20 protein-coding genes are annotated in these 26,061 nt (G+C 71.8%); 15 read left to right on the top strand and 5 right to left on the bottom strand.

Annotated elements, in window-relative coordinates; genetic code table 11:
• Positions 1 to 167: 167 nt before the first annotated feature.
• Positions 168 to 2,339, bottom strand: a complete 2,172-nt coding sequence (locus ABZ172_RS26210) for a RecQ family ATP-dependent DNA helicase (RefSeq protein ID WP_356887097.1) — start codon at positions 2,337 to 2,339, stop codon at positions 168 to 170.
• A 110-nt stretch (positions 2,340 to 2,449) separates the two neighbouring features.
• On the opposite strand from ABZ172_RS26210, the gene ABZ172_RS26205 reads away from it, so the two are divergent.
• The 6 genes from ABZ172_RS26205 (at position 2,450) to ABZ172_RS26180 (ending at position 10,547) form a co-directional block, all read left to right on the top strand.
• Complete coding sequence (locus ABZ172_RS26205) at positions 2,450 to 3,799, top strand: DUF4192 domain-containing protein (RefSeq protein WP_356887095.1); 1,350 nt, start codon at positions 2,450 to 2,452, stop codon at positions 3,797 to 3,799.
• Positions 3,800 to 3,942: 143 nt separating this feature from the next.
• Positions 3,943 to 4,707 carry an NUDIX domain-containing protein gene (locus ABZ172_RS26200; protein ID WP_356887093.1) on the top strand — a complete coding sequence of 255 codons (765 nt, stop codon included), beginning with the start codon at positions 3,943 to 3,945 and terminating at the stop codon, positions 4,705 to 4,707.
• Between the two features lie 146 nt (positions 4,708 to 4,853).
• Complete coding sequence (locus ABZ172_RS26195; RefSeq protein WP_356887091.1) at positions 4,854 to 6,662, top strand: ATP-binding cassette domain-containing protein; 1,809 nt, start codon at positions 4,854 to 4,856, stop codon at positions 6,660 to 6,662.
• Positions 6,663 to 6,822: 160 nt separating this feature from the next.
• On the top strand, positions 6,823 to 7,710 hold the full coding sequence (locus tag ABZ172_RS26190) for a FadR/GntR family transcriptional regulator (protein WP_356887132.1): 888 nt from the start codon (positions 6,823 to 6,825) through the stop codon (positions 7,708 to 7,710).
• Positions 7,711 to 8,033: 323 nt separating this feature from the next.
• Positions 8,034 to 9,584, top strand: a complete 1,551-nt coding sequence (locus tag ABZ172_RS26185; protein ID WP_356887089.1) for an RNA polymerase sigma factor — start codon at positions 8,034 to 8,036, stop codon at positions 9,582 to 9,584.
• Between the two features lie 132 nt (positions 9,585 to 9,716).
• Positions 9,717 to 10,547 (top strand): serine protease, encoded by an 831-nt coding sequence (locus ABZ172_RS26180; protein ID WP_356887087.1) that lies wholly within the window; start codon positions 9,717 to 9,719, stop codon positions 10,545 to 10,547.
• 180 nt (positions 10,548 to 10,727) lie between these two features.
• On the opposite strand, the gene ABZ172_RS26175 is transcribed toward ABZ172_RS26180, so the two are convergent.
• A complete protein-coding gene (locus tag ABZ172_RS26175; protein WP_014153643.1) occupies positions 10,728 to 10,961 on the bottom strand; it encodes a hypothetical protein in 234 nt (77 codons plus the stop codon).
• A gap of 432 nt (positions 10,962 to 11,393) precedes the next feature.
• Here ABZ172_RS26175 and ABZ172_RS26170 point away from each other — a divergent pair, with 432 nt between their 5' ends.
• The 6 genes from ABZ172_RS26170 (at position 11,394) to ABZ172_RS26145 (ending at position 18,175) form a co-directional block, all read left to right on the top strand.
• On the top strand, positions 11,394 to 13,520 hold the full coding sequence (locus tag ABZ172_RS26170; RefSeq protein ID WP_356887084.1) for a DNA topoisomerase IV subunit B: 2,127 nt from the start codon (positions 11,394 to 11,396) through the stop codon (positions 13,518 to 13,520).
• Between the two features lie 122 nt (positions 13,521 to 13,642).
• Complete coding sequence (locus tag ABZ172_RS26165; protein WP_356887082.1) at positions 13,643 to 14,182, top strand: DUF1453 domain-containing protein; 540 nt, start codon at positions 13,643 to 13,645, stop codon at positions 14,180 to 14,182.
• Positions 14,179 to 15,342 carry a histidine kinase gene (locus tag ABZ172_RS26160; RefSeq protein WP_356887080.1) on the top strand — a complete coding sequence of 388 codons (1,164 nt, stop codon included), beginning with the start codon at positions 14,179 to 14,181 and terminating at the stop codon, positions 15,340 to 15,342. Before ABZ172_RS26165 ends, ABZ172_RS26160 begins: the two co-directional genes overlap by 4 nt.
• Positions 15,339 to 16,016, top strand: coding sequence for a response regulator transcription factor (locus ABZ172_RS26155; protein ID WP_356887078.1), 678 nt, complete (start codon positions 15,339 to 15,341; stop codon positions 16,014 to 16,016). Before ABZ172_RS26160 ends, ABZ172_RS26155 begins: the two co-directional genes overlap by 4 nt.
• Before the next feature lie 96 nt (positions 16,017 to 16,112).
• Positions 16,113 to 16,586, top strand: coding sequence for a DUF485 domain-containing protein (locus ABZ172_RS26150; protein ID WP_356887076.1), 474 nt, complete (start codon positions 16,113 to 16,115; stop codon positions 16,584 to 16,586).
• The gene (locus ABZ172_RS26145) at positions 16,583 to 18,175 is read left to right on the top strand and encodes a cation acetate symporter (protein WP_356887074.1); all 1,593 of its coding nucleotides are present in this window, start codon (positions 16,583 to 16,585) and stop codon (positions 18,173 to 18,175) included. The genes ABZ172_RS26150 and ABZ172_RS26145 overlap by 4 nt, the downstream gene beginning before the upstream one ends.
• 35 nt (positions 18,176 to 18,210) lie before the next feature.
• Here ABZ172_RS26145 and ABZ172_RS26140 read toward each other — a convergent pair whose 3' ends face one another.
• Both ABZ172_RS26140 and ABZ172_RS26135 read right to left on the bottom strand, forming a co-directional pair.
• Positions 18,211 to 18,888: a response regulator gene (locus ABZ172_RS26140; RefSeq protein WP_356887072.1), complete on the bottom strand. Its 678-nt coding sequence runs from the start codon at positions 18,886 to 18,888 to the stop codon at positions 18,211 to 18,213.
• Positions 18,885 to 20,642, bottom strand: coding sequence for a sensor histidine kinase (locus ABZ172_RS26135; RefSeq protein WP_356887070.1), 1,758 nt, complete (start codon positions 20,640 to 20,642; stop codon positions 18,885 to 18,887). Before ABZ172_RS26135 ends, ABZ172_RS26140 begins: the two co-directional genes overlap by 4 nt.
• Before the next feature lie 240 nt (positions 20,643 to 20,882).
• Here ABZ172_RS26135 and ABZ172_RS26130 point away from each other — a divergent pair, with 240 nt between their 5' ends.
• Positions 20,883 to 21,920 carry a LacI family DNA-binding transcriptional regulator gene (locus tag ABZ172_RS26130; RefSeq protein ID WP_356887068.1) on the top strand — a complete coding sequence of 346 codons (1,038 nt, stop codon included), beginning with the start codon at positions 20,883 to 20,885 and terminating at the stop codon, positions 21,918 to 21,920.
• Positions 21,921 to 22,119: 199 nt separating this feature from the next.
• Here ABZ172_RS26130 and ABZ172_RS26125 read toward each other — a convergent pair whose 3' ends face one another.
• Entirely contained in the window at positions 22,120 to 23,514 is a 1,395-nt protein-coding gene (locus ABZ172_RS26125) for a citrate synthase (RefSeq protein ID WP_356887066.1), read from the bottom strand.
• A 123-nt stretch (positions 23,515 to 23,637) separates the two neighbouring features.
• On the opposite strand from ABZ172_RS26125, the gene ABZ172_RS26120 reads away from it, so the two are divergent.
• Both ABZ172_RS26120 and ABZ172_RS26115 read left to right on the top strand, forming a co-directional pair.
• Positions 23,638 to 24,825 carry a citrate synthase/methylcitrate synthase gene (locus tag ABZ172_RS26120; protein WP_356887064.1) on the top strand — a complete coding sequence of 396 codons (1,188 nt, stop codon included), beginning with the start codon at positions 23,638 to 23,640 and terminating at the stop codon, positions 24,823 to 24,825.
• Between the two features lie 21 nt (positions 24,826 to 24,846).
• On the top strand, positions 24,847 to 25,911 hold the full coding sequence (locus tag ABZ172_RS26115) for a GTP-binding protein (RefSeq protein WP_356887062.1): 1,065 nt from the start codon (positions 24,847 to 24,849) through the stop codon (positions 25,909 to 25,911).
• Positions 25,912 to 26,061: the final 150 nt, after the last annotated feature.

Here is a 26,061-nt window from a genome sequence, read left to right as displayed (position 1 = left end):
GGCGCGCCGCGGCACAGCCCTTCCGGGCCCGCGAAAGACCGTGCGGGAGCGACTCCAATTCTTCCTGTCGTATCGGCAGGCGGCAACGAGCAATTGGCTCTGCTGACGGATATCTGACGGTATGACACGGATATCCCTGCCCGTCGTGGTGTTGAACAGAGCCCGCGTCACGCCTGGACCGCGAGGACCAGCGGGAACACCCCCTCCGCACCCGCACGTCGGAGCAGCCGCGCCGCGACGGCAAGCGTCCATCCGGTGTCCGACAGGTCGTCGACCAGCAGGACCGGACCTCCGGCCGCCGCGAGAGCCTCCGCGAGCGCGGGTTCCACGACGAGGGTCTCGTGCAGGGTCTTCACCCGCTGCGCGCTGTTGGTCTGCGAGATCCGCAGGTCCTCGCTGCCCGGCGCGTAGGTGACCGTGCCGAGCAGAGGCATTCGCCCGACCTCGGCGATACGGCTGCCGAGCGAGTGGACCAACCGCGGTCTCGTACGCGACGCGAGCGTGACGACGCCGACCGGTCGGGGGGCCGCGTCCGGGGCCCCGGACGCCCAGCCGCCCGGCCCCTTCGCCCAGTCCGCGATCACCGTGACCACCGCGCTGGCCACGTCGTCGGGGACCGGAGCGTCCTGCGCCTGTGCCGTCAGCAGCGGGCGGAGCCTGTTGCCCCAGCCGATGTCGGAGAGCCTGCCCAGAGCCCGCCCCGGACGGGCCAGCTCGCCCGCCGGGATGCGCCCCTTGAGATCCACCCCCACCGCGGAGAGTCCGGTGGGCCACATCTTGCGCGGCTCCACCTCCACACCGGGGCGGCCCAGCTCACCGCGGGCGCCGTCCAGCGCGGCCGTGGAGACCTTGTCGTCGAAGCGCGCCCCCGCGCAGTTGTCGCAGCGCCCGCAGGGGGCAGCCTCCTCGTCGTCCAACTGGCGCCGGAGAAACTCCATGCGGCATCCGGTCGCCGCGGCGTAGTCGCGCATCGACTGCTGTTCGGCGGACCGCTGCCGCGCGACCCAGGCGTAGCGCTCCGAGTCGTAGACCCATGGTTCGCCCGTGGAGATCCAGCCGCCCTTGACCCGCTTCACCGCACCGTCGACGTCCAGCACCTTGAGCATCGTCTCCAGGCGGGTGCGCCGCAGATCGACCAGCGGTTCCATGGCGGGCAGCGACACGGGGCGTCCCGCCTGGGCGAGGACATCGAGCGTCCGGCGGACCTGCTCCTCCGGGGGGAAGGCGACCGAGGCGAAGTACTGCCAGATGGCCTCGTCCTCCTTGCCGGGGAGCAGCAGCACCTCGGCGTGCTCGACGCCACGGCCGGCGCGTCCGACCTGCTGGTAGTACGCGATGGGCGACGACGGTGATCCCACGTGGACGACGAATCCGAGGTCCGGCTTGTCGAACCCCATACCGAGCGCGGACGTGGCCACCAGGGCCTTGACCCGGTTGGCCAGCAGATCGTCCTCGGCCTGCTGCCGGTCGGCGTTCTCCGTCCTGCCGGTGTACGAGGCGACGGGGTGCCCGCACTGGCGGAGATAGGTGGTGATCTCCTCGGCGGCCGCGACCGTCAGTGTGTAGATGATGCCCGAGCCCGGCAGCTCCCCGAGATGGTCGCCCAGCCAGGCCAGACGGTGCGCGGCGTCGGGCAGCCGCAGGACGCCGAGGCTGAGGCTCTCCCGGTCCAGCGGTCCGCGCAGGACCAGGGCGTCCGTGCCGGCACCCGTGCCGAGCTGCTCCGCGACGTCCGCGGTCACCCGGGCGTTGGCCGTGGCCGTCGTGGCGAGCACCGGGACGCCCGCGGGAAGGTCGGCGAGCATCGTCCGGAGCCGCCGGTAGTCCGGGCGGAAGTCGTGCCCCCAGTCGGAGATGCAGTGCGCCTCGTCGACCACCAGCAGCCCCGTCGCGGCGGCCAGGCGAGGCAGCACCTGATCCCGGAAATCGGGGTTGTTGAGGCGCTCCGGACTCACCAGGAGGACATCCACCTCACCGGCCGCCACCTCTGCCTGGACGGTGTCCCACTCCTCGGTGTTGGAGGAGTTGATGGTGCGGGCGCTGATGCCGGCCCTGGCCGCCGCCGCCACCTGGTTGCGCATCAGGGCGAGCAGGGGCGACACGATGACCGTCGGCCCGCTGCCCTGTGCCCGCAGCAGTGACGTGGCCACGAAATACACCGCGGACTTGCCCCATCCCGTCCGCTGGACGACCAGAGCTCTGCGCCGGTCGGCGACGAGGGCCTCGATGGCCCGCCACTGGTCCTCACGCAGCCGTGCGGTGCCGGTGTCGTCCCCGACCAGTCGGGCGAGTACGGAGTCGGCCGAGGCCCTGAGATCTGCGCGGTCTGCGTTGGTCATGCCCCCATGCAACCCGATGCCTGTGACAAACCGCGAACGGTGGCCGCCTCCTGTGGACAAAGTTATCCACAGGGGTCGCGGGAATCGGCGGCACGCGGGACGGTCGTCCCATGAACCAGCACGATGCATCCAGCGGACCGTCCGACGTGCAGCAGATCACCCTGCGCGGCCCCGCCGAACTCGCCGACGCCCTGCCGTACCTCATGGGCTTCCATCCGAACGACAGTGTGGTCATGGTCGCCCTCCACGGAGGCATGGGCCGCTTCGGCGGCAGGCTCAGGCTGGGCATTCCCAAGGACCCGGAGGAGTGGGCGCCGGTCGCCGACCAGCTGGCGCAGAGCCTGATCGAGGGGAGTGAGCGGCGCGAGTCGCGACCCGACGCGATCGTGGTCTTCCTCTGCCAGGACCCGGTCGGGGGAGAAGGGGCCCCGGGGACCATGGAGCGGCTGAGGCCCCTCGCGCAGCGGCTGCGCAGGGCCTGCGGAGCGCTCGACGTTCCGGTGCTCGAGGCGCTGTGCATCTCCGACGGCCGCTACTGGTCCTACTGCTGCCCCGACGCGCGTTGCTGCCCGGTCGAGGGCAACCCGCTGGCGCTCCCGGGGACCACGGTGATGGCGGCCGCAGCGACGTACGCCGGTGTCCAGGTGCGCGGATCGCTCAGGGACATGGAGGCACGGCTCAGGCCCTCGGAATCCGCTGCGGCACAGGAACAGGAGCGCGCTCTCGACGCGGCGGGCGCGGTAGTGGTCTCCCGGATCCTCGATGCCGGCGGCCGTGGCGAGGTGGCGGCGGAGACCCTGCGGCTGGCCCGTGGCCTGATGGAGCGCCTGGGGAGCGCACCCACCGCGGCGCCCGCCGAGGCGGACGGTGCCGACGACCGCCTGATCGCCCCCGAGGAGGCGGCTGCCGTGATCCTGGGGCTGCAGGACCGGGAGACCAGGGACCGGGCCGCAGAGTGGATGGAGGGCCGCGAGGCCGAGACGGCGCTGCGGCTGTGGCGCGCACTCGCCCGTCGGTGCGTCGGCCCGTACATCGAACACGCCGCCGCTCCGCTGACCCTGGCCGGCTGGGTCTCGTGGTCCAGCGGTGACGAGGCGGCCGCCAGGGTGGCGCTGGGGCTGGCCCTGCGGGCCGACCCCGACTACACGTTCGCTCAGCTCCTGCACCAGGCGTGCAACCAGGGCCTCGACCCCGAGACCCTGCGTCGCTGCCTTCGGGGTGAGCGCACTCTGCGTGACGGACGGGGAGGTGGCGGGTCCCCTCGGCGGCGGGACGGGAGGAAGCCGGGACGGCGGAGCGGGCCGAGGCCGGCGCTCACCCGGTCAGGACGGCGCAGGGGCGGGCCCGCGATGCGGCGGTCACCGGGCGCCGCCGCTCGTTCCGGTGCGACCGCCGTGGGCCGGGGCCGGGCACGCGACGCGCGGCGGCAGGGGCAGCGTGGAGCGAGGAGCCGCGATTGATCGAACGCCTTCTCGCCGGACGGGCGAGGGAAGAGCCGGTGCGGTGCGACGTGGACCGCACCCGAGGAGGAGTCAGGAGCGGGGCTCGGAACGGGAATCGCGAAGGGAGTGTTTATCGTCAGGAAGACGACTATGATTTCGGCATGCCGCGCTACGACCCGTCGACCTTCCCGCCCTTCGCCGTCACGGTCGACCTGGTCGTCCTCACGGTGCGACGTCATGCGCTCTGCGCGCTGGTGGTGCGCCGCGGTGAATCGCCGTTCCAGGGGCGATGGGCGCTGCCGGGCGGATTCGTCCGGACCGATGAGGATCTCGACGCGGCGGCGGCGCGCGAGCTGGTCGAGGAGACCGGGCTCTGCGCACACGACCCGTCCGCCCCCGCCGTCGGGAACGGCGCGCACCTGGAACAGCTGGCCACCTACGGCGCACCGGGGCGGGACCCCCGCATGCGAGTCGTCAGCGTCGCCCACCTCGCCCTGGCTCCCGATCTTCCCGCCCCGCGGGCCGGCGGTGACGCGAACAGTGCCCGCTGGGCCTCGGTCGAGGACCTGTTCGGGCCCGGGGGCGGCTTCGGCCGGGAGGACGAGCAGGCGGCTTCCCTCGCCTTCGATCACGCGAGGATCCTCGAGGACGGGGTGGAGCGCGCCCGCTCGAAGATCGAATACTCCTCGCTGGCCACGGCGTTCTGCCCGCCCGAGTTCACCGTCGGCGAGTTGCGGAGGGTCTACGAGGCGGTCTGGGGGGTGGTCCTGGATCCTCGCAATTTCCATCGCAAGGTCACCGGTACGCCCGGCTTCCTGGTTCCGTCCGGAGGGACGACGACACGTCAGGGAGGTCGCCCCGCACAGTTGTTCAGGGCCGGAGCGGCGACGGTGCTCAACCCTCCCATGCTGAGGCCGGACGTCTGACCGGGCCCGGCGGCGGAGGCTCGCGCCGGGTTGACCCGCGGAACGCCCACAAAAGCACCAGTGCACCAAAAGTCTGAAATGTCGCGTTATCTTGCTGGGATGTCCCGCCCTGCCGCCGGGCGGCCTCACCCTCTTCGAGAGAAGCGATGCTCCAGGCCATCGGACTCACCAGTGCCCCCCGTCGTGACGGCCCGCCCGTCGTGGACGACCTGACCTTCGAAGCCCGGCCCGGCCATGTCACGGTGCTGCTCGGTGCGCCCGGCTCCGGCAGGACCACCGCCCTCCGGCTGATGCTCGAACTCGAAGCGGGAAGGGGGATCACCTACTTCAGGGGCCGCCCGCTGCACCGCATCGGCCATCCCGCCCGTGAGGTCGGGGTGCTCCTCGGAGATGTACCGGGTCATCCCGCCCGCACCGCACGCGGTCAGCTCCGCATGCTCTGCGCGGCGGCGGGCGTTCCCGCCTCGCGAGCGGACGAACTGCTGGAGGTCGTCGGCCTCGCGGGGCTGGGGGACCAGCGGATCGGGACCCTCTCGGCCGGAATGGACCGGCGGCTCGGGCTCGCCTCCGCACTGCTGGGCGACCCGCACACGCTCATCCTCGACGAGCCGGCCGAGGGGCTCTCTCCGCGCGAGAGGAGTTGGCTCCACGGTCTGCTCCGCGCGCACGCGGCCGAAGGCGGAACGGTCCTGCACACGACCGCCGACCCCAAGGAGGCGGCACGCGCCGCCGACCGTGTGGTCACCATCGACGAAGGGCGCCTCGTAGCGGACCAGGATGTCGCCGACTTCTCCCGTACCCGCCTGCGGCCCCGGGTCGCGGTGCGCACCCCGCACGCGGCCCGGCTGGCAGCCGTGATGAGTCGTGAGGCCCGGGCGTCCCGGCGCTCGGTCGAGGTGGTGGCCGAAGGCGGGAGCAGGCTCTCGGTGTACGGCAGCAGTTGTGCGGAGGTCGGGGACGCGGCCTACCGGCACGGCGTCCCCGTGCACCAGCTCGCCGACGAGACAGGGGACGCCGGTCCCGGGGCTGCTCACCCCGGCAGTACCGGCGCCGGTCCTGGCGGCGGTCCGTCCGGCGGCCCGAGCGGTGATCCGGGCGCCGGGCCGGTGAGGACCGTCCTGCCGGGGCCCGCATCGACGGTGGCGCTCTCGCACCTGCCCCCTCCGATTCCCGTCCGCCCGGCCCGGGGCCCCCTGCGGCCGCTGCGCTACGAGCTCCGGCGGCTCTTCGGCGTCAGGACGACCGTTCTGATCACGGCGGCCGCCCTGATCGTCTCCGCGAGCCTGTCCGTACTGCTGGCGCGCTCGGGGCGGACGCCGCTGCCCGACCTGCTGGTCGCCTGGCCCGATCTGCTGCCGCTTCCGCCGGCCGCGTTCGCCGCCGGACTCCTGGGCGCGCTCGCCTTCGGTGACGAGTTCCGCTATCCGGCACTCGCCGCGGGACGGGGGACGGTGCCGCGCCGCCTCGGCCTTCTGGTGGCGAAGCTGGTGGTCTCGGCGGGTGTGGCGCTGCTGATCGCACTCCTCGCCGTCCTCGCGGACCTCCAGTCCCTGCGCCTGGTGTACGGCGAGGACTTGTCGGCCGTGCCGGACAACGTCACACAGCTGGCGCTCAGTTGGGCCGGGCTGTCGGTGGGGTGCGCCTGGGCGGGGCTGCTGGGGGCCGGTGTGTTCCGCCTGACCGTCGCCGGAGTCGCGGCCGTGCTGGCTGTCCCGGTGCTCGTCGTGCCGTTGATGCGGAAACTCTTCGAGGTGCCGTCCGCCCGTTCGATCAGCGGACTGCCGGGCCGGCTGAGTGAGCTCGGCTGGCTGCAGTGGCCGTACGGGGCGGACCGATGGGCCTTGGTCGCCGTGCGTGTGGTCGCCCAACCCGTGGGCCTGGCGCTCTCCTTGTCGCTGTCCGTCTTGATCTGCGCGTACGCGTTCACCAGCCTTCGCGGCAGGGCTCGTTGGTGATCGAATCGGTGATCCACGAAGTCGATATGTGGGTAACTCCCCTTAAAAGATGTGATTTCTACTGGTAACACGTCAATTGAGGGGAGAGTGCCGATCACCCTTTCGTGTGCTTTTCAGCAAAGACCTCAAGGGGTCGCTGAGCCGCGCCGAAAAAGGATGCGTGAGTACCCTTGCGCACACCATGATGACCGCCGCCCGCTCCGCCGATTCCGGCCTTGCCGGCCCGGGCGAACTCGACCGCTACCCCTACGCGGAGGCGCCGGCCGGCGAGCGCTCCGCCGCCCGTTCCTGGGCGGGCGCCGAATCCGAACTGGGGCGGGCGAGCCGACGCGGCACGGCCAGTCGTGGCCGCGGACTTCACGGCCAACTGGTCCAGCAGCTGGGTCAGATGATCGTTTCGGGTGACCTCGGTGCCGACCGCCCGCTCGTCCCGGAGGAGATCGGGCAGCGATTCGAGGTCTCGCGCACCGTGGTGAGGGAGTCCCTCCGCGTTCTCGAGGCCAAGGGCCTGGTCAGCGCCCGGCCCAATGTGGGCACCAGGGTCCGGCCGGTGAGTGACTGGAATCTGCTGGATCCCGACATCATCGAGTGGCGCGCCTTCGGCCCGCAGCGCGACGACCAGCGCCGCGAACTCGACGATCTCCGGTGGACCATCGAGCCGCTCGCCGCCCGGCTGGCCGCAGGGCACGGACGCGAGGACATCCAGCAGCGCCTCGGCGACATGATCGAGATCATGGGGCACGCGATGGGGCAGGGGGACGCCATCACCTTCTCCCGTGCCGATGCGGAGTTCCACGCCCTGCTGATCCAGGCAGCGGGAAACCGCATGCTCGAGCACCTTTCCGGGATCGTCTCCGCGGCTCTGCACGTGTCCGGTGGCCCGGTCACCGGCTGTGACCGCCCCGCCGAGGCGTCCCTCGGACACCACGCGCGCATTGTCGACGCGCTCGCATCGGGCGACTCCGCCGGCGCCGAGACCGCCATGCGGCAGCTGCTGATCGGCCACACCGACGGAGATCGGGTGGTTCCCGCGCCGCGCGAGCACTGAGTGCCGCGAGACCGGGTATACGGACCGTGTGCCGCCGGGCCCGAGCGGTCCGGCGGCATGATTACACGGAAATGTGACCTCTCGTGCTGTTTGTCGCGAATGAGGTGTGACTGGGGCCACGCGAATTGGGCGTAACACTCCTCGAAACAGTGCGATGACCTAAGAGGTGACCGCCGCGGAAGGAATACAGCAGCCACGCAGTGCGCTGTGCAGTTCTGAGGCCAAGCCCGCGACGTCGGCGACATCCCCTGCCGGCGGTCGTCGGTTCCAGCCCTCTCCAGGGCCGGGCCGGAAGCCGTTTCCATCGTTCCGAGAGGTTGTTCGTGTCGGCCAGCACATCCCGTACGCTCCCGCCGGAGATCGCCGAGTCCGAGTCTGTGATGGCGCTCATCGAGCGGGGAAAGGCTGATGGGCAGATCGCCGGCGACGACGTGCGTCGGGCCTTCGAGGCTGACCAGATTCCGCCAACCCAGTGGAAGAATGTTCTGCGCAGCCTCAACCAGATCCTCGAGGAAGAGGGTGTGACGCTGATGGTCAGTGCCGCGGAGTCGCCGAAGCGCGCCCGCAAGAGCGTCGCAGCGAAGAGCCCGGTCAAGCGCACCGCCACCAAGACGGTCGCGGCGAAGACGACCGTGACGCGGACCGTCGCGGCACCGTCCGCCGCCCCTGCCGCCCCGAGCGCGGACGTGGTGGCCGACGACGCCCCCGCCGCCGCTCCCGCGAAGAAGGTGGCGGCCAAGAAGACGGTCGCCAAGAAGGCCACCGCCAAGAAGGCCGCGGTCAAGAAGACCGCGGCGAAGAAGACCGGCAAGCAGGACGACGAACTCCTCGACGGCGATGAGCCGGTCGAGGAGGTGAAGGCCGGCAAGGGCGAGGAAGAGGAGGGCGAGGGCGAGAACAAGGGCTTCGTCCTCTCCGACGACGACGAGGACGACGCGCCCGCGCAGCAGGTCGCCGTCGCCGGCGCCACGGCCGACCCGGTCAAGGACTACCTGAAGCAGATCGGCAAGGTTCCCCTCCTCAACGCCGAGCAGGAGGTCGAGCTCGCCAAGCGCATCGAGGCCGGGCTCTTCGCCGAGGACAAGCTGGCGAACTCCGACAAGCTCGCGCCGAAGCTCAAGCGCGAGCTGGAGATCATCGCCGAGGACGGCCGCCGTGCCAAGAACCACCTGCTGGAGGCCAACCTCCGCCTCGTGGTCTCGCTGGCCAAGCGCTACACCGGCCGCGGCATGCTCTTCCTGGACCTCATCCAGGAGGGCAACCTCGGTCTGATCCGTGCGGTCGAGAAGTTCGACTACACCAAGGGCTACAAGTTCTCCACGTACGCCACCTGGTGGATCCGCCAGGCGATCACCCGCGCCATGGCCGACCAGGCCCGCACCATCCGTATCCCGGTGCACATGGTCGAGGTCATCAACAAGCTCGCGCGGGTGCAGCGCCAGATGCTCCAGGACCTGGGCCGCGAGCCCACCCCGGAGGAGCTGGCCAAGGAGCTCGACATGACCCCCGAGAAGGTCATCGAGGTCCAGAAGTACGGCCGCGAGCCGATCTCGCTCCACACCCCGCTGGGTGAGGACGGCGACAGCGAGTTCGGAGACCTGATCGAGGACTCCGAGGCCGTCGTGCCCGCGGACGCGGTCAGCTTCACGCTGCTCCAGGAGCAGCTGCACTCCGTGCTCGACACGCTCTCCGAGCGCGAGGCCGGTGTGGTCTCGATGCGCTTCGGTCTCACCGACGGCCAGCCGAAGACGCTGGACGAGATCGGCAAGGTCTACGGGGTGACGCGTGAGCGCATCCGTCAGATCGAGTCCAAGACGATGTCGAAGCTGCGCCACCCGTCGCGTTCGCAGGTGCTGCGCGACTACCTCGACTAGGCCGTCCGTGCCGGCACGGGCCGGGGTCCGGAACCTCCGCGGGTTCCGGACCCCGGCCCATGTCCGCGTGCGGCGGACACCGGGTCGGATGACGCTGAGTGGGCACTGCTCACCTCGGCGTAAGGAGCCCCCATGCCCCGCACCACGGCCCGTGTCCTGCCTGCCGCCTGCTCGCTCGCGGTCGCCGCGGCGGTGATACCGCTCGTCTCCCCGGTCCCCGCGGCGGCGGACAGCATCATCGTCGGGGGGAAGCCGGTGTCCGTCGCGGACAGTCCCTGGGCCGTGGCGCTGTCGAGCCGTGACCGGTTCGGAGGAACCCGGGCCGGTCAGTTCTGCGGCGGCGTGGCCGTCGGGCCCACCAAGGTGCTGACGGCGGCCCACTGCCTGAGGGAGGACGTCCTGGGGACCACCGCCCCGGAGGTCGGAGACCTCCGGGTCATCGCAGGGCGGGACGAGCTCGACGGGCCCGGGGGCCAGGAGATCCCCGTCCGCTCGACCTGGGTCAACCCCGGTTACAACCCGCGCACGAACGTCGGTGACCTCGCGGTCCTCACTCTGGCCCGCGCGCTGCCCGAGGGCAGCGACATCCCCATGGCGGGTGCCGGCAGCTCCGCCTACGAGCCGGGTACCGCGGCGACGGTGTACGGCTGGGGCGACACGACCGGTTACGGGTCCTACGCGTCCCGGCTGCGGGCCGCCACGGTCCGGCTGATGCCGGACAGCGACTGCGCCCGGGCCTACCCCGGCGGCACACAGGTCGCGTACGACGCTTCATCGATGCTCTGCGCCGGTGACACGGCGGGCGGGCGGGATGCATGCCAGGGGGACAGCGGAGGCCCGCTGGTGGCCCGTGGGCGCCTCGTCGGGCTCGTCTCCTGGGGGAGCGGCTGCGGCAGCCCCGACAGCCCCGGGGTGTACACCCGGGTGTCTGCCGCCATCCGGTGGATGGAAGGCCTCAGCTGAGGGTGGGGCCGACGTCCCGGTGCCCACGCACGCTTCAGCGGCGGCCCGCCGGAGCGGGTCGCCGTGCCACGTCGCGGTGAAAACCCTCCCACGGGTGTGAGAACGGGCGGCCTTCCCTGGGGAAGGCCGCCCGTCGGCCGGTCCTGGACCGGGCCCATGGCTCGTCGTGGATGCGAGGTGTCAGTGTTGTTCCTCGTCGGCCGCACTTGCCTGCACGGCAGTGAGCCGATCCGTCTCATCCTGTATTTCCGCGGCGATCTTCTTGAGTTCCGGCTCGAACTTGCGCCCGTGGTGGGCGCAGAAGAGCAGTTCACCGCCACTGATGAGGACGACGCGCAGATAGGCCTGGGCGCCGCAACGGTCACAGCGGTCTGCTGCGGTCAGCGGGCTCGCGGGGGTCAGAACAGTAGTCACGTCGCCTCTTCTCTAGCTCGACGAGCTGTCGTACCAGGGTCAACATCCAACCAGGCCGAAAACGTTCCCGCTCGTGGCATTTCCTTGAAACTTCTTCTCAGGATGGCTGTCTGTCGCCGGTTGGCGGCGAATGTGCCGTATTGCGTAGCGCTACGGTTTCGCGTTGCTTGTGTGGGCCGGTCCCCCGGCTGGGTTGCCGGTTGTTCATGAGGACGTGCCCGGAGCCTAAATGGTTCATGCCTCAAAGGGAACGTGATGTGAGCGTCACTCCTACGAATGATCGAACGTGCATGCGAGGCTGCACTAGCATGAGGATTCCCCCTGGGTGGCGTTACAACCGCTCTACCAGGCCTCGGTAGGCTCTCAGCGGCCACCGAGGCCGAGCCCGCCACCCACCGGGCCCCCAATGAAATTCAGCGAGGAGCGAACCGCGTGACCGCCGATTCCGTGCCGTCCACTGCGCTGCTGACCGGAGCAGGCGGCTCAGACAGGGACAGCTCCAACTACACCGCGCGGCACCTTCTCGTCCTCGAAGGGCTCGAAGCGGTCCGCAAGCGCCCCGGGATGTACATCGGGTCCACGGACAGCCGCGGACTCATGCACTGCCTCTGGGAGATCATCGACAACTCCGTCGACGAGGCTCTCGGCGGCTACTGCGACACCATCGAGGTCATCCTCCACGACGACGCCTCCGTCGAGGTCCGGGACAACGGCCGGGGCATTCCCGTGGACGTGGAGCCCAAGACCGGGCTCTCCGGCATCGAGGTCGTCATGACCAAGCTGCACGCCGGCGGAAAGTTCGGCGGCGGCTCCTACGCGGCGTCGGGCGGCCTGCACGGCGTCGGCGCCTCGGTCGTGAACGCGCTCTCCGCCCGGCTGGACGTCGAGGTCGACCGGAGCAGCGCCACCCACTCCATCAGTTTCCGGCGCGGTGTCCCGGGCATGTTCACCGAACAGGGCCCGGACAGCCCCTTCGACCCCGCCAACGGCCTCCGCAAGGGCAAGCGCGTACCGAAGACGCGTACCGGTACCCGGGTGCGGTACTGGGCGGACCGGCAGATCTTCCTCAAGGACGCGAAGCTCAACCTGGAGACGCTGTACCAGCGGGCACGCCAGACCGCGTTCCTCGTGCCCGGCCTCACCATCGTCGTGCGCGACGAACGGGGCATCGACGGCGAGGGAAAGACGGAGGAGACCTTCCGCTTCGACGGCGGAATCAGCGAGTTCTGCGAGTACCTGGCGCAGGACAAGGCCGTCTGCGACGTCCAGCGCCTGAGCGGCACGGGAACGTTCAAGGAGACCGTGCCGGTCCTCGACGACCGCGGGCACATGACGGCGACGGAGGTCACCCGTGAGCTCGGCGTCGACATCGCCCTGCGCTGGGGCACGGGCTACGACACGAACCTCAAGTCCTTCGTCAACATCATCGCCACCCCCAAGGGCGGCACGCACGTCACCGGATTCGAGCGGTCCCTCACCAAGACGGTGAACGAGGTGCTCCGCTCGGCCAAGCTGCTGCGTGTCGCCGAGGACGACATCGTCAAGGACGACGCGCTGGAGGGCCTGACCGCGGTCGTCACCGTACGTCTCGCGGAGCCGCAGTTCGAGGGGCAGACCAAGGAGGTGCTCGGCACCTCGGCGGCCAACCGGATCGTCGCCAACGTGGTCGCCAAGGAGCTCAAGGCGTTCCTGACGTCCACGAAGCGCGACGCCAAGGCCCAGGCGAGGGCGGTGCTGGACAAGGCGGTGGCCGCGGCACGCACCCGCATCGCCGCGCGCCAGCACAAGGACGCCCAGCGCCGCAAGACCGCGCTCGAGTCCTCCTCACTGCCCGCCAAGCTCGCCGACTGCCGGAGCGACGACGTCGAGCGCAGCGAGCTTTTCATCGTGGAGGGCGACTCGGCCCTGGGCACCGCGAAGCTCGCACGCAACAGCGAGTTCCAGGCCCTGCTGCCGATCCGGGGGAAGATCCTCAACGTCCAGAAGTCGTCTGTCTCCGACATGCTCAAGAACGCCGAGTGCGGGGCCATCATCCAGGTCATAGGAGCGGGCTCCGGGCGCACCTTCGACATCGACGCGGCGCGCTACGGCAAGGTCATCATGATGACGGACGCCGATGTCGACGGTTCGCACATCCGGACGCTGCTGCTCACGCTGTTCCAGCGCTACATGCGGCCGATGGTCGAGGCGGGGCGGGTCTTCGCGGCCGTGCCCCCGCTGCACCGGATCGAGCTCGTCCAGCCCAAGAAGGGCCAGGACAAGTACGTCTACACCTACTCCGACAACGAGCTCCGGCAGACCCTGCTGGAGCTCCAGCGGAAGAATGTCCGGTTCAAGGACTCGATCCAGCGCTACAAGGGTCTCGGCGAGATGGACGCGGACCAGCTGGCGGAGACCACCATGGATCCCCGCCACCGCACCCTGCGCCGGATCAACATCGGTGACCTGGAGTCCTCCGAGCAGATCTTCGATCTGCTCATGGGGAACGAGGTCGCCCCGCGCAAGGAGTTCATCACCAGCTCGGCGGCCACCCTCGACCGCTCGCGCATCGACGTCTGAGGCACTGCACCCGTGGGTGGAGACGTTTTCTCCACCCACGGTCGGCCCAGGAGCCGATCCCATGATCCCCGCGCCTCCGTAGCGTCGAAGACCTCACCTCTTCACGCCATACGGAGGCTTCCATGGCAGAGCTTCTCGACATCCTGGTGACCGTCGCGGTCGCCGTGTTCGTCGTCGTGCGGCAGCTCTCGGCCCGGCGGGTCGGGGACGGGAAGCGGTGGTGGGTGCTGCCGGTGATCCTGCTGGTGGTCGCCCTGCGCGCCGACGGGGTCCTCGACCTCCGTCACGAGGCGGTGTCGGCGGCGATGCTGGGCGCGGGGCTCGTGGTGGGGCTGGTCACCGGTGCGGGATGGGGCTGGACCACCCGGTTGTGGCAGGGGCCGGACGGCTCCCTCTGGAGCCGCGGCACCAGGGCCACCGCCTTCGTGTGGGCGGGCGGGATCGCCCTGCGTGCCGCTCCGGCCGTGGCCGCCGTTCTGCTCGGTGTGCACCAGGGGACCGGGGCCCTGCTCATATCGCTCGCGGCGATGCTCTTCGCCCGGAGCGGGATCCTCGCCCTGCGGGCCGGGCAGATGCGGGAGCAGTGCGGTGTCGCCCCGGGCCACGGGGCCGGCGGCGCCTCTGCGGCAGCCGTGCCGGCCATGTCGAAGGGCGGGGCGTGAACCGCAGCACGTGGACGAGCTGGCCTTCCGAGGAGGCTCTCACCCGGGCTCCCCGTGCCAGGTCCCGGGCACTGATCGGATGCTTCGTGTGGAGCGCCGTGTTCCTCGGCCTCCTCTGGAAGGCCTTCGCGGTCGGAGATGCCGCGCTCTGGCAGATCGGCGTCAGTCTGGTGCTGTCGGCGGGCTGCGTGGTGGCGGGCAGAGCGTTCCTGCTCAGCACCAGGGGCCACCGGCTCCTGCCGTCCCTCGGGTTCCTGGTGCTGCTGACGGCGGCCGCGGTCGGGGCCCTGGCGGCGGGCGCCGGTGTGCTTGCCGCCGCGCTCTGGTGCGGATGCGCCGTGGTGGCCCTGGTGAGGCTCCCGCTGGTCGCCGCGGTTCCTTTCACGGCGGCGGCCCTGCTCGCCTATGCCGTCGTCGAGGGGGACGGGTGGCTGACGACCGTGATCACCACGGGCAGCCTGTGCCTCGGCGGGTACGTGCTGAGGCTGGACGCCGAGGCTCGCGGCAGCGCACGCCGTCTGCTCGCCCAGGAGCGGGCCGCGCGGGAGGCGGAGGCCGGAGCGGCGGCGCTGGCCGAGCGGTCCAGGATCGCCCGCGAGATCCACGATGTCCTGGCGCACAGCCTCTCCGCCCAGCTGGTGCACCTGGAGGCGGCCCGGCTGCTGATCGAGCGCGAGCCGTCGGCCGCATTCCGCGACCAGGTGCTGGAGAGGGTCGTGGCGGCACGCTCCATGGCCCGGGAGGGCCTCGCGGAGACCCGCCAGGCGCTGTCCGCCCTGCGGGGCGAGATGACACCGGTGGAGGACTTCCTGCGCCACCTCGTCGCCGACGGGCCGGCCGGGATCTCGGTCGTGGGCGAGCGGAGGGAGCTGACCGCGGAGGCCTCGCAGACGGTGCGGAGGGTGGCCCAGGAGGCATTGACCAACACCCGCAAGCACGCTCCGGGGGCGTCCGTCTCCGTCCGTCTGGAGTACCGGCCGGACGCGGTCGTCCTGGAGGTGCGGGACGCCGGGGGCCACCGCCCGGCGGGCGAGCTCGCTGTCAGTGGCTCCGGCTACGGTCTGACGGGGATGCGGGAGCGCGCCGAACTGCTCGGCGGGACGCTGGAGGCAGGCCCGGGCGAGGAGGGCTTCGTGGTGAGTCTGCGGGTGCCCGCGTGAGTGCGCGGGTGGTGGTCGCCGACGACCAGTCGGTGGTGCGCGAGGGCATCGTCATGCTGCTGGGCCTGCTGCCCGGGATCGACGTGGTCGGGGCCGCGAAGGACGGCGACGAGGCGGTCGCCCTGGTCGCGGAGAAGGCGCCCGATGTGGTCCTCATGGACCTGAGGATGCCCCGCTGCGACGGCGTCGAGGCCACACGCCGGATCCGCAGGGAGCACCCCGGGACCCAGGTGGTCGTCCTCACCACCTTCGACGACGACGAATCCCTGTTCAGCGCACTTCGGGCGGGCGCGCGGGGCTATCTCACCAAGGACGCCGGCGGGGAGGAGATCGCCCAGGCCATCGTGGCCGTGGTCGCCGGCGAGGTGGGGCTCTCACCGGACGTGCAGAGCCGGCTCCTGGAGCGGGTGACCGCCCCGGCCGCCGAGTTCGTGGCGCCGTCCGCCTCGGAGCTGCCCGACGGGCTCACTCCCCGAGAGGCCGAGGTTCTGGTCCACATCGCGGACGGTCTCTCCAACACGGAGATCGCGCGTGCCCTGCACATCTCCCGGGCCACGGTGAAGACCCACATCAACAACCTCTTCGCCAAGACGGGCGCACGCGACAGAACGGGGGCCGTGCGCTATGCGTACGGCCGGGGCCTCGCGCACCCACCTGGCACTTCCGTCACCTGAAATGGTGAAGCACGGCGAAGGAAGTGCCCGGGATGTTCCCGGTCTGCCCATTCTTGGCTACGCGGCCGAAGAGGCTCGTGGACAAGGGAGTTGTTGGTGGAGAAGGAAGCAGGGCCGGACGGCGCCGTGCTACGGCTCGACGACCCGTGGTGCGAGGTACCGGCAACCGGATGGGGCGGGCCGGACGGCACGGGCGCCGTGGCGGCCGACGAGCGGCCCCGGCCGGAGGAGCAGCGCAGCCGCACGGCGGCCGAGATCTATCTGGAGGTGCAGAAGAGTCCGGCGTTCCGCGAAGTGCGCCGTCGGTACCGACGGTTCGTGGTCCCGGCCGCAGTGGCCTTCCTGCTCTGGTACCTCGCCTATGTGATCGCGGCGACCACGGCGCACGACCTGATGGCGCGTCCGGTGGCCGGCGCGCTCAACGTGGCCATGGTGGCCGGTCTCGGGCAGTTCCTCACCACGTTCCTGCTCACCTGGGCCTACGCCCGTCACGCGCGTCTTCACCGTGACCGCGCGGCTCTGGAACTGCGCTGGGAGACCCAGGAGATGACGCGAGGGGCCGGCCGGTGAGAGGGGACCACCAGACACTGGCGCTGCTGCTCTTCAGCGCGTTCGTCGCCGTGACGCTCGGCATCACCACCTGGGTCGGCCGCAACCGGCAGGGATCCGCCGAGGAGTTCTACGCCGGCGGACGGCTGTTCTCGCCCCTGGAGAACGGATTCGCCATCGCGGGCGACTACATGTCCGCCGCGTCCTTCCTCGGCATCTCGGGGCTCATCGCCCTCTTCGGCTACGACGGCATGCTGTACTCCGTCGGGTTTCTCGTGGCCTGGCTCGTGGTCCTGCTGCTCGTCGCCGAACTCGTCCGCAACTGCGGCCGGTTCACCCTCGCCGACGTGGTCGCCGCCCGCATGGCGGAGCGGCCGGTCCGCACGGCGGTGGGCACCTCCTCCGTCACCGTCTCCGTGCTCTACCTGGTGGCCCAGATGGTGGGCGCGGGGAGCCTCGTCGCGCTGCTGCTCGGCGGCACCAGCGACACCGCCCGGTCCTGGACCGTGGTCGGGGTGGGCGCGCTGATGGTGGTCTACGTGTCGCTCGGCGGCATGCGGGCGACCACCTGGATCCAGATCGTCAAGGCCGTCCTGCTGATGGCCGGAGCCGTCGCGCTCACCGTCCTCGTGCTGGTCCGGTTCCACGGGGACTTCAACGCCCTGCTCACGTCCGCCGCCCAGCGCAGCGGACACGGCGGCGACTTCCTCGCCCCGGGGCTCCGGTACGGCGGCGGCTGGACGGCCCGGTTCGACTTCGTCAGCCTGGGGCTGGCGCTCGTCCTCGGCACGGCCGGCCTGCCGCACATCCTCTCGCGCTTCTACACCGTCCCCACCGCGCGCGCGGCGCGGCACAGTGTCGTCTGGTCCATCGGGCTCATCGGCAGCTTCTACCTGATGACCGTGGTGCTGGGCTTCGGGGCGGCCGCACTCGTCGGTTCCGCCGAGGTGAGGGCGTCCAACGCGTCCGGGAACACGGCCGTTCCGCTTCTCGCGCTCGTCCTGGGGGGAGGTGAGGGGTCCACCGGCGGCACGGTGCTTTTCGCTGTCGTGGCCGCCGTGGCCTTCGCCACGATCCTCGCCGTGGTCGCCGGGATCACCCTGGCCTCCTCCGCCTCCGTCGCCCACGACCTCTACGCCTCGTTCCGGCGGCCGGACGCCGAGCCGCGCAGTGAGGTGGGCGTGGCCCGTGTGGCCGCGGTGGGCGTCGGAGCGGTCGCCATCGGGCTCGGTCTCCTCGCCCAGGACCTCAACGTCGCGTTCCTGGTGGGTCTGGCCTTCGCGGTCGCCGCCTCCGCGAACCTCCCGGTGCTGCTCTACTCCCTGTTCTGGCGGAACTTCACCACCCGAGGAGCCGTCTGGTCCGTCTACGGCGGACTGGTTCCCGCGGTGGTGCTCGTCCTGCTCTCGCCCGTGGTCTCGGGGAGCCCCACCTCGTTCTTCCCCGGTGTGGACCTCGCGGTCTTCCCGCTGGAGAACCCCGGGCTGGTGTCGATCCCGGCGGGCTTCCTGGCCGGCTGGATCGGCACGGTCACCTCGGCCGAGCCGTCCGACCCGGCCAAGCACGCGGAGACGGAGGTCCGGTCGCTGACCGGTGCGGGAGCGGCCTGACGGTACGGGCGCGGGCCGGGGCCGCAACGTGATCGTCAGGAGCCGGACGCCCAGGTGTACCGGTGTTCCGGGCGGCCCGTCTCGCCGTACTTGAGGGACAGCCGCACCCTGCCCGTGCGTTCCAGCAGCTTCAGATAGCGCTGTGCCGTCTGCCGGCTCATTCCGGCGCTCTCCGCGATCTCCTGTGCGGAGAGCGGCCCGGCCGCCGTGCGCAGCGCCTGACGGACCAGTTCCGCCGTCGTGGTCGAGTGCCCCTTCGGGAGGTCGGACCCGCCCGTGGCCCACAGGGCTCCGAACAGGCGGTCGACCTCGGTCTGCTCGGCCTCCCCGCCGCCCTCGAAGCCGCGGCGCAGCGCCGCGTACGCCTCCAGTTTGGTGCGGAGGCCGGCGAAGGCGAACGGCTTCACCAGGTACTGGAGCGCTCCGTGACGCATGGCCGCCTGCACGGTGGCGACGTCGCGCGCGGCCGTCACCATGATCACGTCGGTGTGGTGGCCGAGTCCGCGCAGTTCCCTCACCACCGCGAGACCGTTGCGGTCCGGCAGGTAGTGGTCGAGCAGGATCAGGTCGACCGGCGTCTCGTCGAGCCGTGCGAGGGCCTCGGCCGCCGAGTGGGCCTCGGCGGCCACCCTGAAGCCCGGCACCTTGGCGACGTAGGCGGCGTTGATCCGGGCGACCCGTACGTCGTCGTCCACGACCAGAACGTCGATCACGGGGTGTCTCCTGATGTCGGGGGCGGGACGGCGGCCGGTGCGACGCCCGGGCGGGTGCCGCCGGGCCCGTGCGGGTCGGCCGGGGCGGGACTGCCGGTCCGGCCGCTCCCGCCCGGACCGGAGTCGTCGGGGCGGTCCGGTTCGCGCAGGGACTCCGGCAGGACGACGGTGAAGAGCGCCCCGCCCTCGGGGGAGGCCGACACGGACACGCTCCCTCCCTGCCGCTCCGCGAGCCGCCGCACCAGCGGCAGTCCCAGGCCGCGCTTTCCGTGTGCGGGGAGTTCCTTGGTCGACCAGCCCTCCATGAAGATGGCGTCGCGGTCGTCGGCCGGTACACCGGGACCGCTGTCGCGCACCCGCAGGACCACCGTACGGCCGTCGGCCCTCAGCCCGACCTCGATCCGTGAGGCGTCCGACCCCGCTGCCGCGTCCAGCGCGTTGTCGACCAGGTTGCCGAGGACCGTGACGAGGCCGCGCGGATCCACCAGCCGGTCCGGCAGCAGGGTCTCCTCCGCGACCCGCAGCGAGACGCCGCGCTCCGCCGCCACGGTGGCCTTGCCCACCAGCAGCGAGGCCAGCAGGGGGTCCTGGACCTTCTCGGTGACCTGCTCGGCGGTCGCCCGGTGGACGCCGACGACCTCGGTGACGAACTCCACCGCCTCCTCGTGCATCTCCAGCTCCAGCAGTCCCAGGAGCGTGTGCAGCCGGTTGGCATGCTCGTGGTCCTGGGCCCGGAGCGCGTCGATCAGTCCCCGCGTGGAGTCCAGTTCGCGGCCGAGGTACTCCAGCTCCGTACGGTCGCGCAGGGTGGCCACGGCCCCGCCGTCCTCGGTCGGCATCCGGTTCGCGAGCAGCACCCGGCTGCCGCGGACCGCCACCAGGTCCTCACCGGCCACCTTCCCGGCCAGCACGTCGGTGGTCCGGCCCACGCCCAGCGCCTCCTCGAGGCGCATCCCCGCGGTGCCGGGGCCGAGCCCCAGCAGCCGCTGCGCCTCGTCGTTCAGGAGACGGATGCGCCCCGTGCGGTCCAGTGCGACGACCCCCTCGCGAATGCTGTGCAGCATGGCCTCGCGTTCGGTCAGGAGCGCCGAGATGTCGGAGAACGCCAGGTCATGGGTCTGCCGCTGGAGACGGCGGGAGATCAGATAGGCGGCGAGCGCCCCCGCGGCGAGTGCTCCGCCCGCGTAGGCCAGCAGTCCGGGGATCGCGGCCAGCAGCCGGGCGCGGACACTGTCGTACGCGATGCCGACCGAGACGGCGCCGACGACCCGGTCCGATGCGTCGAGCAGCGGTACCTTCCCGCGCGCCGAGCGGCCCAGCGTCCCGCTGTCGATCTCCATCACCGACCTGCCGGCAAGAGCGGCACTGGGGTCGGTGGACACCACCCCTCCGATACGGGAGGTGTCCGTGTGGGACCAGCGCACCCCCCGCTCGTCCATGATCACGACGTACTCGGCACCGGTCGACCGCCTGATCCGTTCCGCCGCGGTCTGGACCGGGCCGTCGGGCCGGGGCCCGGTGGACAGCAGCGAGGCGGCGATCTGCGGCTGCGCCGCCGTGCTCTGGGCGATCGCCAGGGCGCGGCGCATCGCCTCGTCGTCCAGCTGGGCGCTCAGCGGAGCCAGGAAGAGGCCCGTGACGAGGACCGTGACGCCGGTGATGATGGCCAGCTGCATCAGCAGGACCTGCGAGAAGACCCGCTGCGGCCAGCCGAACCGGCGCGGTCCCCGCGGGGTGGTCGGTGGGGCGCTCATCGTACGAACGGTAAGGGGCGACGGGTACGGACCGAAATCCCCCTCGGCCGACCGCAGCGCAATCGCCGCACGATCGCGGCCCGGCGGTGATGCGCCGCCCGTCGCCCGCGCGCTCCCGCCGGCCGGTCGATCGGGGCGCGGGAGGCCGGCCCCTTGCCTCCGGGCCCTCCGTCTGTGAGCGTTCCACCGGTACCCGCCGCAACGCAATCTTCTTGCGTTTTTTGCGCTAATCTTGCGCTCATGACGCGACGACTTGCTCAGGTTGCCCAGAAGGTCGGAGTCAGCGAGGCCACGGTCAGCCGGGTGCTCAACGGCAAGCCGGGCGTCTCCGACGCCACCCGGCAGGCCGTCCTCTCCGCTCTGGACGTCCTCGGCTACGAACGCCCGACCCAGCTCCGCGGCGAGCGGGCCCGGCTGGTCGGGCTGGTCCTGCCCGAGCTGCAGAACCCGATCTTCCCGGCCTTCGCCGAAGTGGTCGGGAGCGCGCTGGCCCAGCAGGGCCTGACCCCGGTGCTCTGTACGCAGACCAAGGGCGGGGTGTCCGAGGCCGACTACGTCGAGCTCCTGCTCCAGCAGCAGGTGTCCGGGGTGGTGTTCGCCGGCGGCCTGTACGCCCAGGCCGACGCCCCGCACGATCACTACAAGGTGCTCGCCGACCGCAAGATCCCCGTCGTCCTGATCAACGCCGCCATAGCGCACCTCGGATTCCCCGCCGTCTCGTGCGACGACTCGGTGGCGGTCGAACAGGCCTGGCGCCACCTCGTCTCGCTCGGACACGAGCGGATCGGCTTCGTGCTCGGCCCGGCCGACCACATGCCCTCGCAGCGCAAGCTCGCCGCCGCCCGTGCGCTGGCCGCCCGGTCCGGGGCGGCCGTGCCGGACGAGTGGGTGGCCCGCGCCATGTTCTCGCTGGAGGGCGGGCAGGCCGCCGCCACGCGGCTGCTCGACCAGGGGGTCACCGGCATCATCTGCGCCAGTGACCCGCTGGCCCTGGGCGCGGTCCGCGCGGCGCGCCGCAAGGGGCTGTCGGTGCCCGGCGACGTCTCCGTCGTCGGCTACGACGACTCGGCGTTCATGAACTGCACCGAGCCGCCGCTGACCACGGTGCGCCAGCCGATCGAGGCCATGGGGAGGGCCGCCGTGGAGCTCCTCTCGGTACAGATCGCGGGACGCACGGTGCCGTCCGACGAGCTCCTCTTCGAGCCGGAACTGGTCGTCCGCGGTTCCACGGCCCGGCTGCCCGGACAGCGCGTCGGCGAGAACTTGCACCAGCTGTAGCTATTTTGCAGCGACTCGGGTTCGTGTGCGGGTGCCGCACGCCTCGCGGATGAGCCCCGGGCCCCCACCGCGCCCGCGCTCTGACCGCGAGGGCACTCCCACGCCCTACCCGGCCCCCGCGGCCACACCGCACCGATGCGTCCCGGCCGCACCGAGCGGCCCCGACCGAGGGGTCGACCGCCCCGCCCGAGCCCCGGTCTCACCCGCTCGTGCCCCCCGCGGGTGACTCGTCCGTGCCCGACCCACCGGCGCCCGACCCACTCGCGCCCGGGCCGGACGCCACGGGACGCGGCTCCGGCAGTCGCCGCGGCGGTCGTGGGCCGACGTACTGCCCGCTCGGCCGCATCCGGAGCGGCGGTTCCGCGTACTCCTCGCTCGCGTGGGCGAGCCAGCCGGCGGTGCGGGACACGGCGAACACCGTCTCGCCCATCTGGGCGGGCATGCCGCAGGCGACCGAGAAGGCGGCCAGCGCCAGGTCGACATTGGCGTGCAGAGGGGTGTGGCGTGCGGCGGTCGCGACCACGTCACGGGCCGCCGCCATCGCCGGAGCCGCCTGCGGCATCGCGTCCAGCAGGGCGAACAGTGCGGTCGCCCGGGGATCCTCCCCGGTGTAGAGGCGGTGCCCGAGCCCCGGGATCCGCCGGCCGGCGCGCAGGTGGTCCGCGACGACCGGAGCCGCTCCGCCGCGGTCCACCACCTCGGAGAGCATGCGGTGCGCCGGCCCGCTCGCGGCGCCGTGCAGCGGGCCCTCCAGCACGCCCAGTCCCGCCGAGACGACGGCGTACGGATGGGCGTGGGTCGACGCGGCGACGCGCGCCGCCAGGGTCGACGCCGCGAGATCGTGGTCGGCCAGCAGGGCGAGCGCGGTGTCGAGCACGGCCAGTGCGGCGGCGTCCGCGGGCCGCGCGGAGAGCTTCGGCCACAGCCGGGCGGCGAGCGAACCCTCGTCCTCGCCTCCGTCCTCACCCCCCTCGGCGGGCCGCCCGGCCGGGGGCAGTGCGCCGACCAGGGTGGGGATCAGGCTCCGGGCGCTGTTGAGCACCCCTTCCGGCGAGAGGTCGAACCGCAGCGGATCGGCGGCCGCGGCCGCGGCGACCGCGGCGCGGAGCCGGTCCGTCGCACTGCTGAGCCGCGGCAGCGAGGCGGCGGTGAGCCGCGCCGCCGCCAGGGGCCCGGCCGCCGCCGTGAAGCGGATGCCCGGCCGGAGCTCACCCGTCCAGATCCACTCGGCGACCTCCTCGAAGCCGTGGTGCCGGGCCAGCTCGGTCGCGTCGACGCCGCGGAAGAAGTAGCGGTCCGGCTCGACGAGCGTGATGCCGGTACGGAAGACCAGGTCGCCCCCCGCGGCCGCCGGAGGCTCCCGGCGCCCGGTGCGCCGGGCCAGCGCGTCGACCTCGGCGGCGTCGAAGGTGCTGCCGCGCCCGCCGGGGGTCCGGGTGCTGGCCAACTGGCCCCGGCTCACGTACGCGTACACGGTCTCCGGCTTCACCCCGAGCCGCTCGGCGGCCTGCCGGGTGGTGAGCCTGCGGACCTCCGGATGCCCCTCGGGGTCCGTGCCCTGCGCGCCGGTCCGAGGTGCCGAGTCATGCCTCATGGCGCCCACCGTATCCGTGTCCGTTGAGGACGGATCAACTCCGACCTCCCTACATATTGATTCAATCAATATTGACAGTATTTCCATCAATCATGAACAGTCGAATCAATGTACAACGCGCCGATGGAGAAGAGGACCGCCATGTCCGCCCCGCACCCGCACACCGACCTCACCCCGCCCGCCGTGCCCCGGGGGCTCGCCGGCGTGGTCGTCACCGACACCGGAATCGGCGACGTCCGCGGGCGCGAGGGCTTCTACCACTACCGGGAGTACTCGGCGATCGAGCTGGCGCAGACCCGCAGCTTCGAGGACGTCTGGTTCCTGATGTTCCACGGCGAGCTGCCCGGCCGGGCGGAGAGCGCCGCCTTCGCCGCCCGCACCGCGGGCCTGCGCCGGCTGCCCGCCGAGGTGCGCGCGGCGCTGCCCGCCATCGCCCGCGCCGGTGCGGTCTCCGGGCCGCTCGCCGGGCTGCGCACCGCCCTGTCGCTGCTCGGTGCCTCGGCGGGATTCCGCCCGGTGTACGACATCGGCGCCGACCGGCGCCGCGAGGACGCCCTCGCGGTCTGCGCCGCGGTTCCCACCGTGCTGACGTCCCTGTACCGCCTCGGCCAGGGGCTGGAACCGGTCGAGCCGCGCGACGACCTCCCGTTCGCGGCGAACTACCTCCACATGCTCACCGGTGAGGAGCCGGACCCCGCACGGACGGCGGCCGTGGAGCGCTACCTCGTCTCCACCGTCGAACACGGCTTCAACGCCTCCACCTTCACCGCCCGGGTGATCGCCTCCACCGGCGCCGACGTCGCCGCCTGCCTCACCGGAGCCGTCGGCGCGCTCTCCGGCCCCCTGCACGGCGGGGCGCCCAGCCGTGCGCTGGACACCCTGGACGCCATCGGCACCCCGGACCGCATCGACGGCTGGATCCGCGCACGCGTCCTCGCGGGGGAGCGGATCATGGGGTTCGGACACCCCGTCTACCGCACCGAGGACCCGCGCTCACGCATGCTCCGCTCGGTCGCCCAGGGCTTCGGCGGCCCGCTCGTCGACTTCGCCGTGGAGGTGGAACGCCAGGTGGAGGCGATCCTCGCCGAGCTCAAGCCGGGCCGCGCCCTGCACACGAACGTGGAGTTCTACGCCGGTGTCGTGATGGAGCTCTGCGGGCTGCCGCGTGCGATGTTCACCCCCACCTTCTGTGCCGCGCGCATGGTCGGCTGGAGCGCCAATATCCTGGAGCAGGCGGAGGACTCGAAGATCATCCGCCCGGCGGCCCGCTACGTCGGCACCCCGCCGCCGCGCCCCGTACCGGCACGCTGACCGACCCCGAGGAAGGCCCCGTTGACTCCGCCCCCCGCCCCGCAGATCCCGGTCGTCGTCCTGGCGGGATTCCTCGGATCCGGCAAGACGACCCTGCTCAACCATCTGCTGCGCAACAGGGCGGGGAACCGGATCGGCGTCGTCGTCAACGACTTCGGGTCCATCGAGATCGACGCCATGACCGTCTCCGGCCAGGTCGGTTCGACGGTCTCGCTGGGCAACGGCTGCCTGTGCTGCGCCGTCGACGCGAGCGAGCTCGACGTCCATCTGGAGACGCTGACCGCCCCGGCCGCCCGCCTGGACGTGATCGTCATCGAGGCGAGTGGTCTCGCCGAACCTCAGGAGCTCGTGCGGATGCTGCTCGCCAGCGACAACCCGCGCATCCGGTACGGAGGGCTGGTCGAGGTCGTCGACGCCGCCGAGTTCCCCGCCACGCGGCAGACCCACCCCGAGATCGACCGGCACCTCGCGGTCGCCGACCTGGTCGTCCTGAACAAGACCGACCGGGTCACCGACGCCGGGCTGCGGGCCGTGCGGGAGGCGGTCGGCGAGGCCGGGCCGAGGGCGGCGGTCCTCTGCTCGGTCTACGGGAGGATCGACCCGGAGCTGCTCCTGGACCCCGTGCTGAGGCCCGACGAGGAGGACGCCTTCCGTCAGCTGACGTTCGAGGACCTGCTCCCCGAGGCCGACCGTGCGCACGAGGAGCACCTGCACGCGTCCTACGACAGCGTCTCCTTCACTTCCGACGTGCCGCTCAGTCCCCGCCTCCTCATGGCGTTCCTCGACTCCAGGCCCCCGGGCCTCTACCGGATCAAGGGCTTCGTGGACTTCGGCGCGGGCGATCCCGCCAACCGCTACACCCTGCACGCCGTCGGCAGGTTCCTGCGCTTCGTGCCGCAGCGCCTGGCCCGCGGGGAGCAGCGCCGGACCCAGCTCGTCCTGATCGGCGCCGGCATCGACGCCGAGTCGCTGCACAAGGAGCTGGAGAGCTGCCGGGACCCGGTGCAGGAGGCCACCGAGGAGCTGGAGCGCAGCATGTGGGGCGTCCTGCGGTACGTGCGGCAGCCGGAGGACGACGAGGTCTGAGCCCCCTCGGGCCACGGCGCCCGGATCAGGGAGGACCCGGGCCGCGGCGACGGAGCGGCGGGCGCCCCGGCCGGAGACGACGGCCGGGGCACCCGGAGCAGCGGTGAACCGGGCCGCGGTGTCCGGGCGACAGACGTCCCGGACACCGGC

Origin of the sequence: Streptomyces sp. NPDC006296 (assembly GCF_040613235.1) — a bacterium.
Lineage (GTDB): Bacteria > Actinomycetota > Actinomycetes > Streptomycetales > Streptomycetaceae > Streptomyces.
Note: the sequence above shows the minus strand (reverse complement) of the source record. Positions and strands in the feature narration are given on the sequence as shown.

Bases quoted from the DNA above. Each gene is read 5' to 3' on its own strand.
- ABZ172_RS26135 (WP_356887070.1), bottom strand. From the start codon at position 20,642: ATGAGCGCCCCACCGACCACCCCGCGGGGACCGCGCCGGTTCGGCTGG.
- ABZ172_RS26125 (WP_356887066.1), bottom strand. From the start codon at position 23,514: ATGAGGCATGACTCGGCACCTCGGACCGGCGCGCAGGGCACGGACCCC.
- ABZ172_RS26205 (WP_356887095.1), top strand. From the start codon at position 2,450: ATGAACCAGCACGATGCATCCAGCGGACCGTCCGACGTGCAGCAGATC.
- ABZ172_RS26200 (WP_356887093.1), top strand. From the start codon at position 3,943: ATGCCGCGCTACGACCCGTCGACCTTCCCGCCCTTCGCCGTCACGGTC.
- ABZ172_RS26120 (WP_356887064.1), top strand. From the start codon at position 23,638: ATGGAGAAGAGGACCGCCATGTCCGCCCCGCACCCGCACACCGACCTC.
- ABZ172_RS26165 (WP_356887082.1), top strand. From the start codon at position 13,643: ATGGCAGAGCTTCTCGACATCCTGGTGACCGTCGCGGTCGCCGTGTTC.
- ABZ172_RS26195 (WP_356887091.1), top strand. From the start codon at position 4,854: ATGCTCCAGGCCATCGGACTCACCAGTGCCCCCCGTCGTGACGGCCCG.
- ABZ172_RS26210 (WP_356887097.1), bottom strand. From the start codon at position 2,339: ATGACCAACGCAGACCGCGCAGATCTCAGGGCCTCGGCCGACTCCGTA.
- ABZ172_RS26130 (WP_356887068.1), top strand. From the start codon at position 20,883: ATGACGCGACGACTTGCTCAGGTTGCCCAGAAGGTCGGAGTCAGCGAG.
- ABZ172_RS26180 (WP_356887087.1), top strand. From the start codon at position 9,717: ATGCCCCGCACCACGGCCCGTGTCCTGCCTGCCGCCTGCTCGCTCGCG.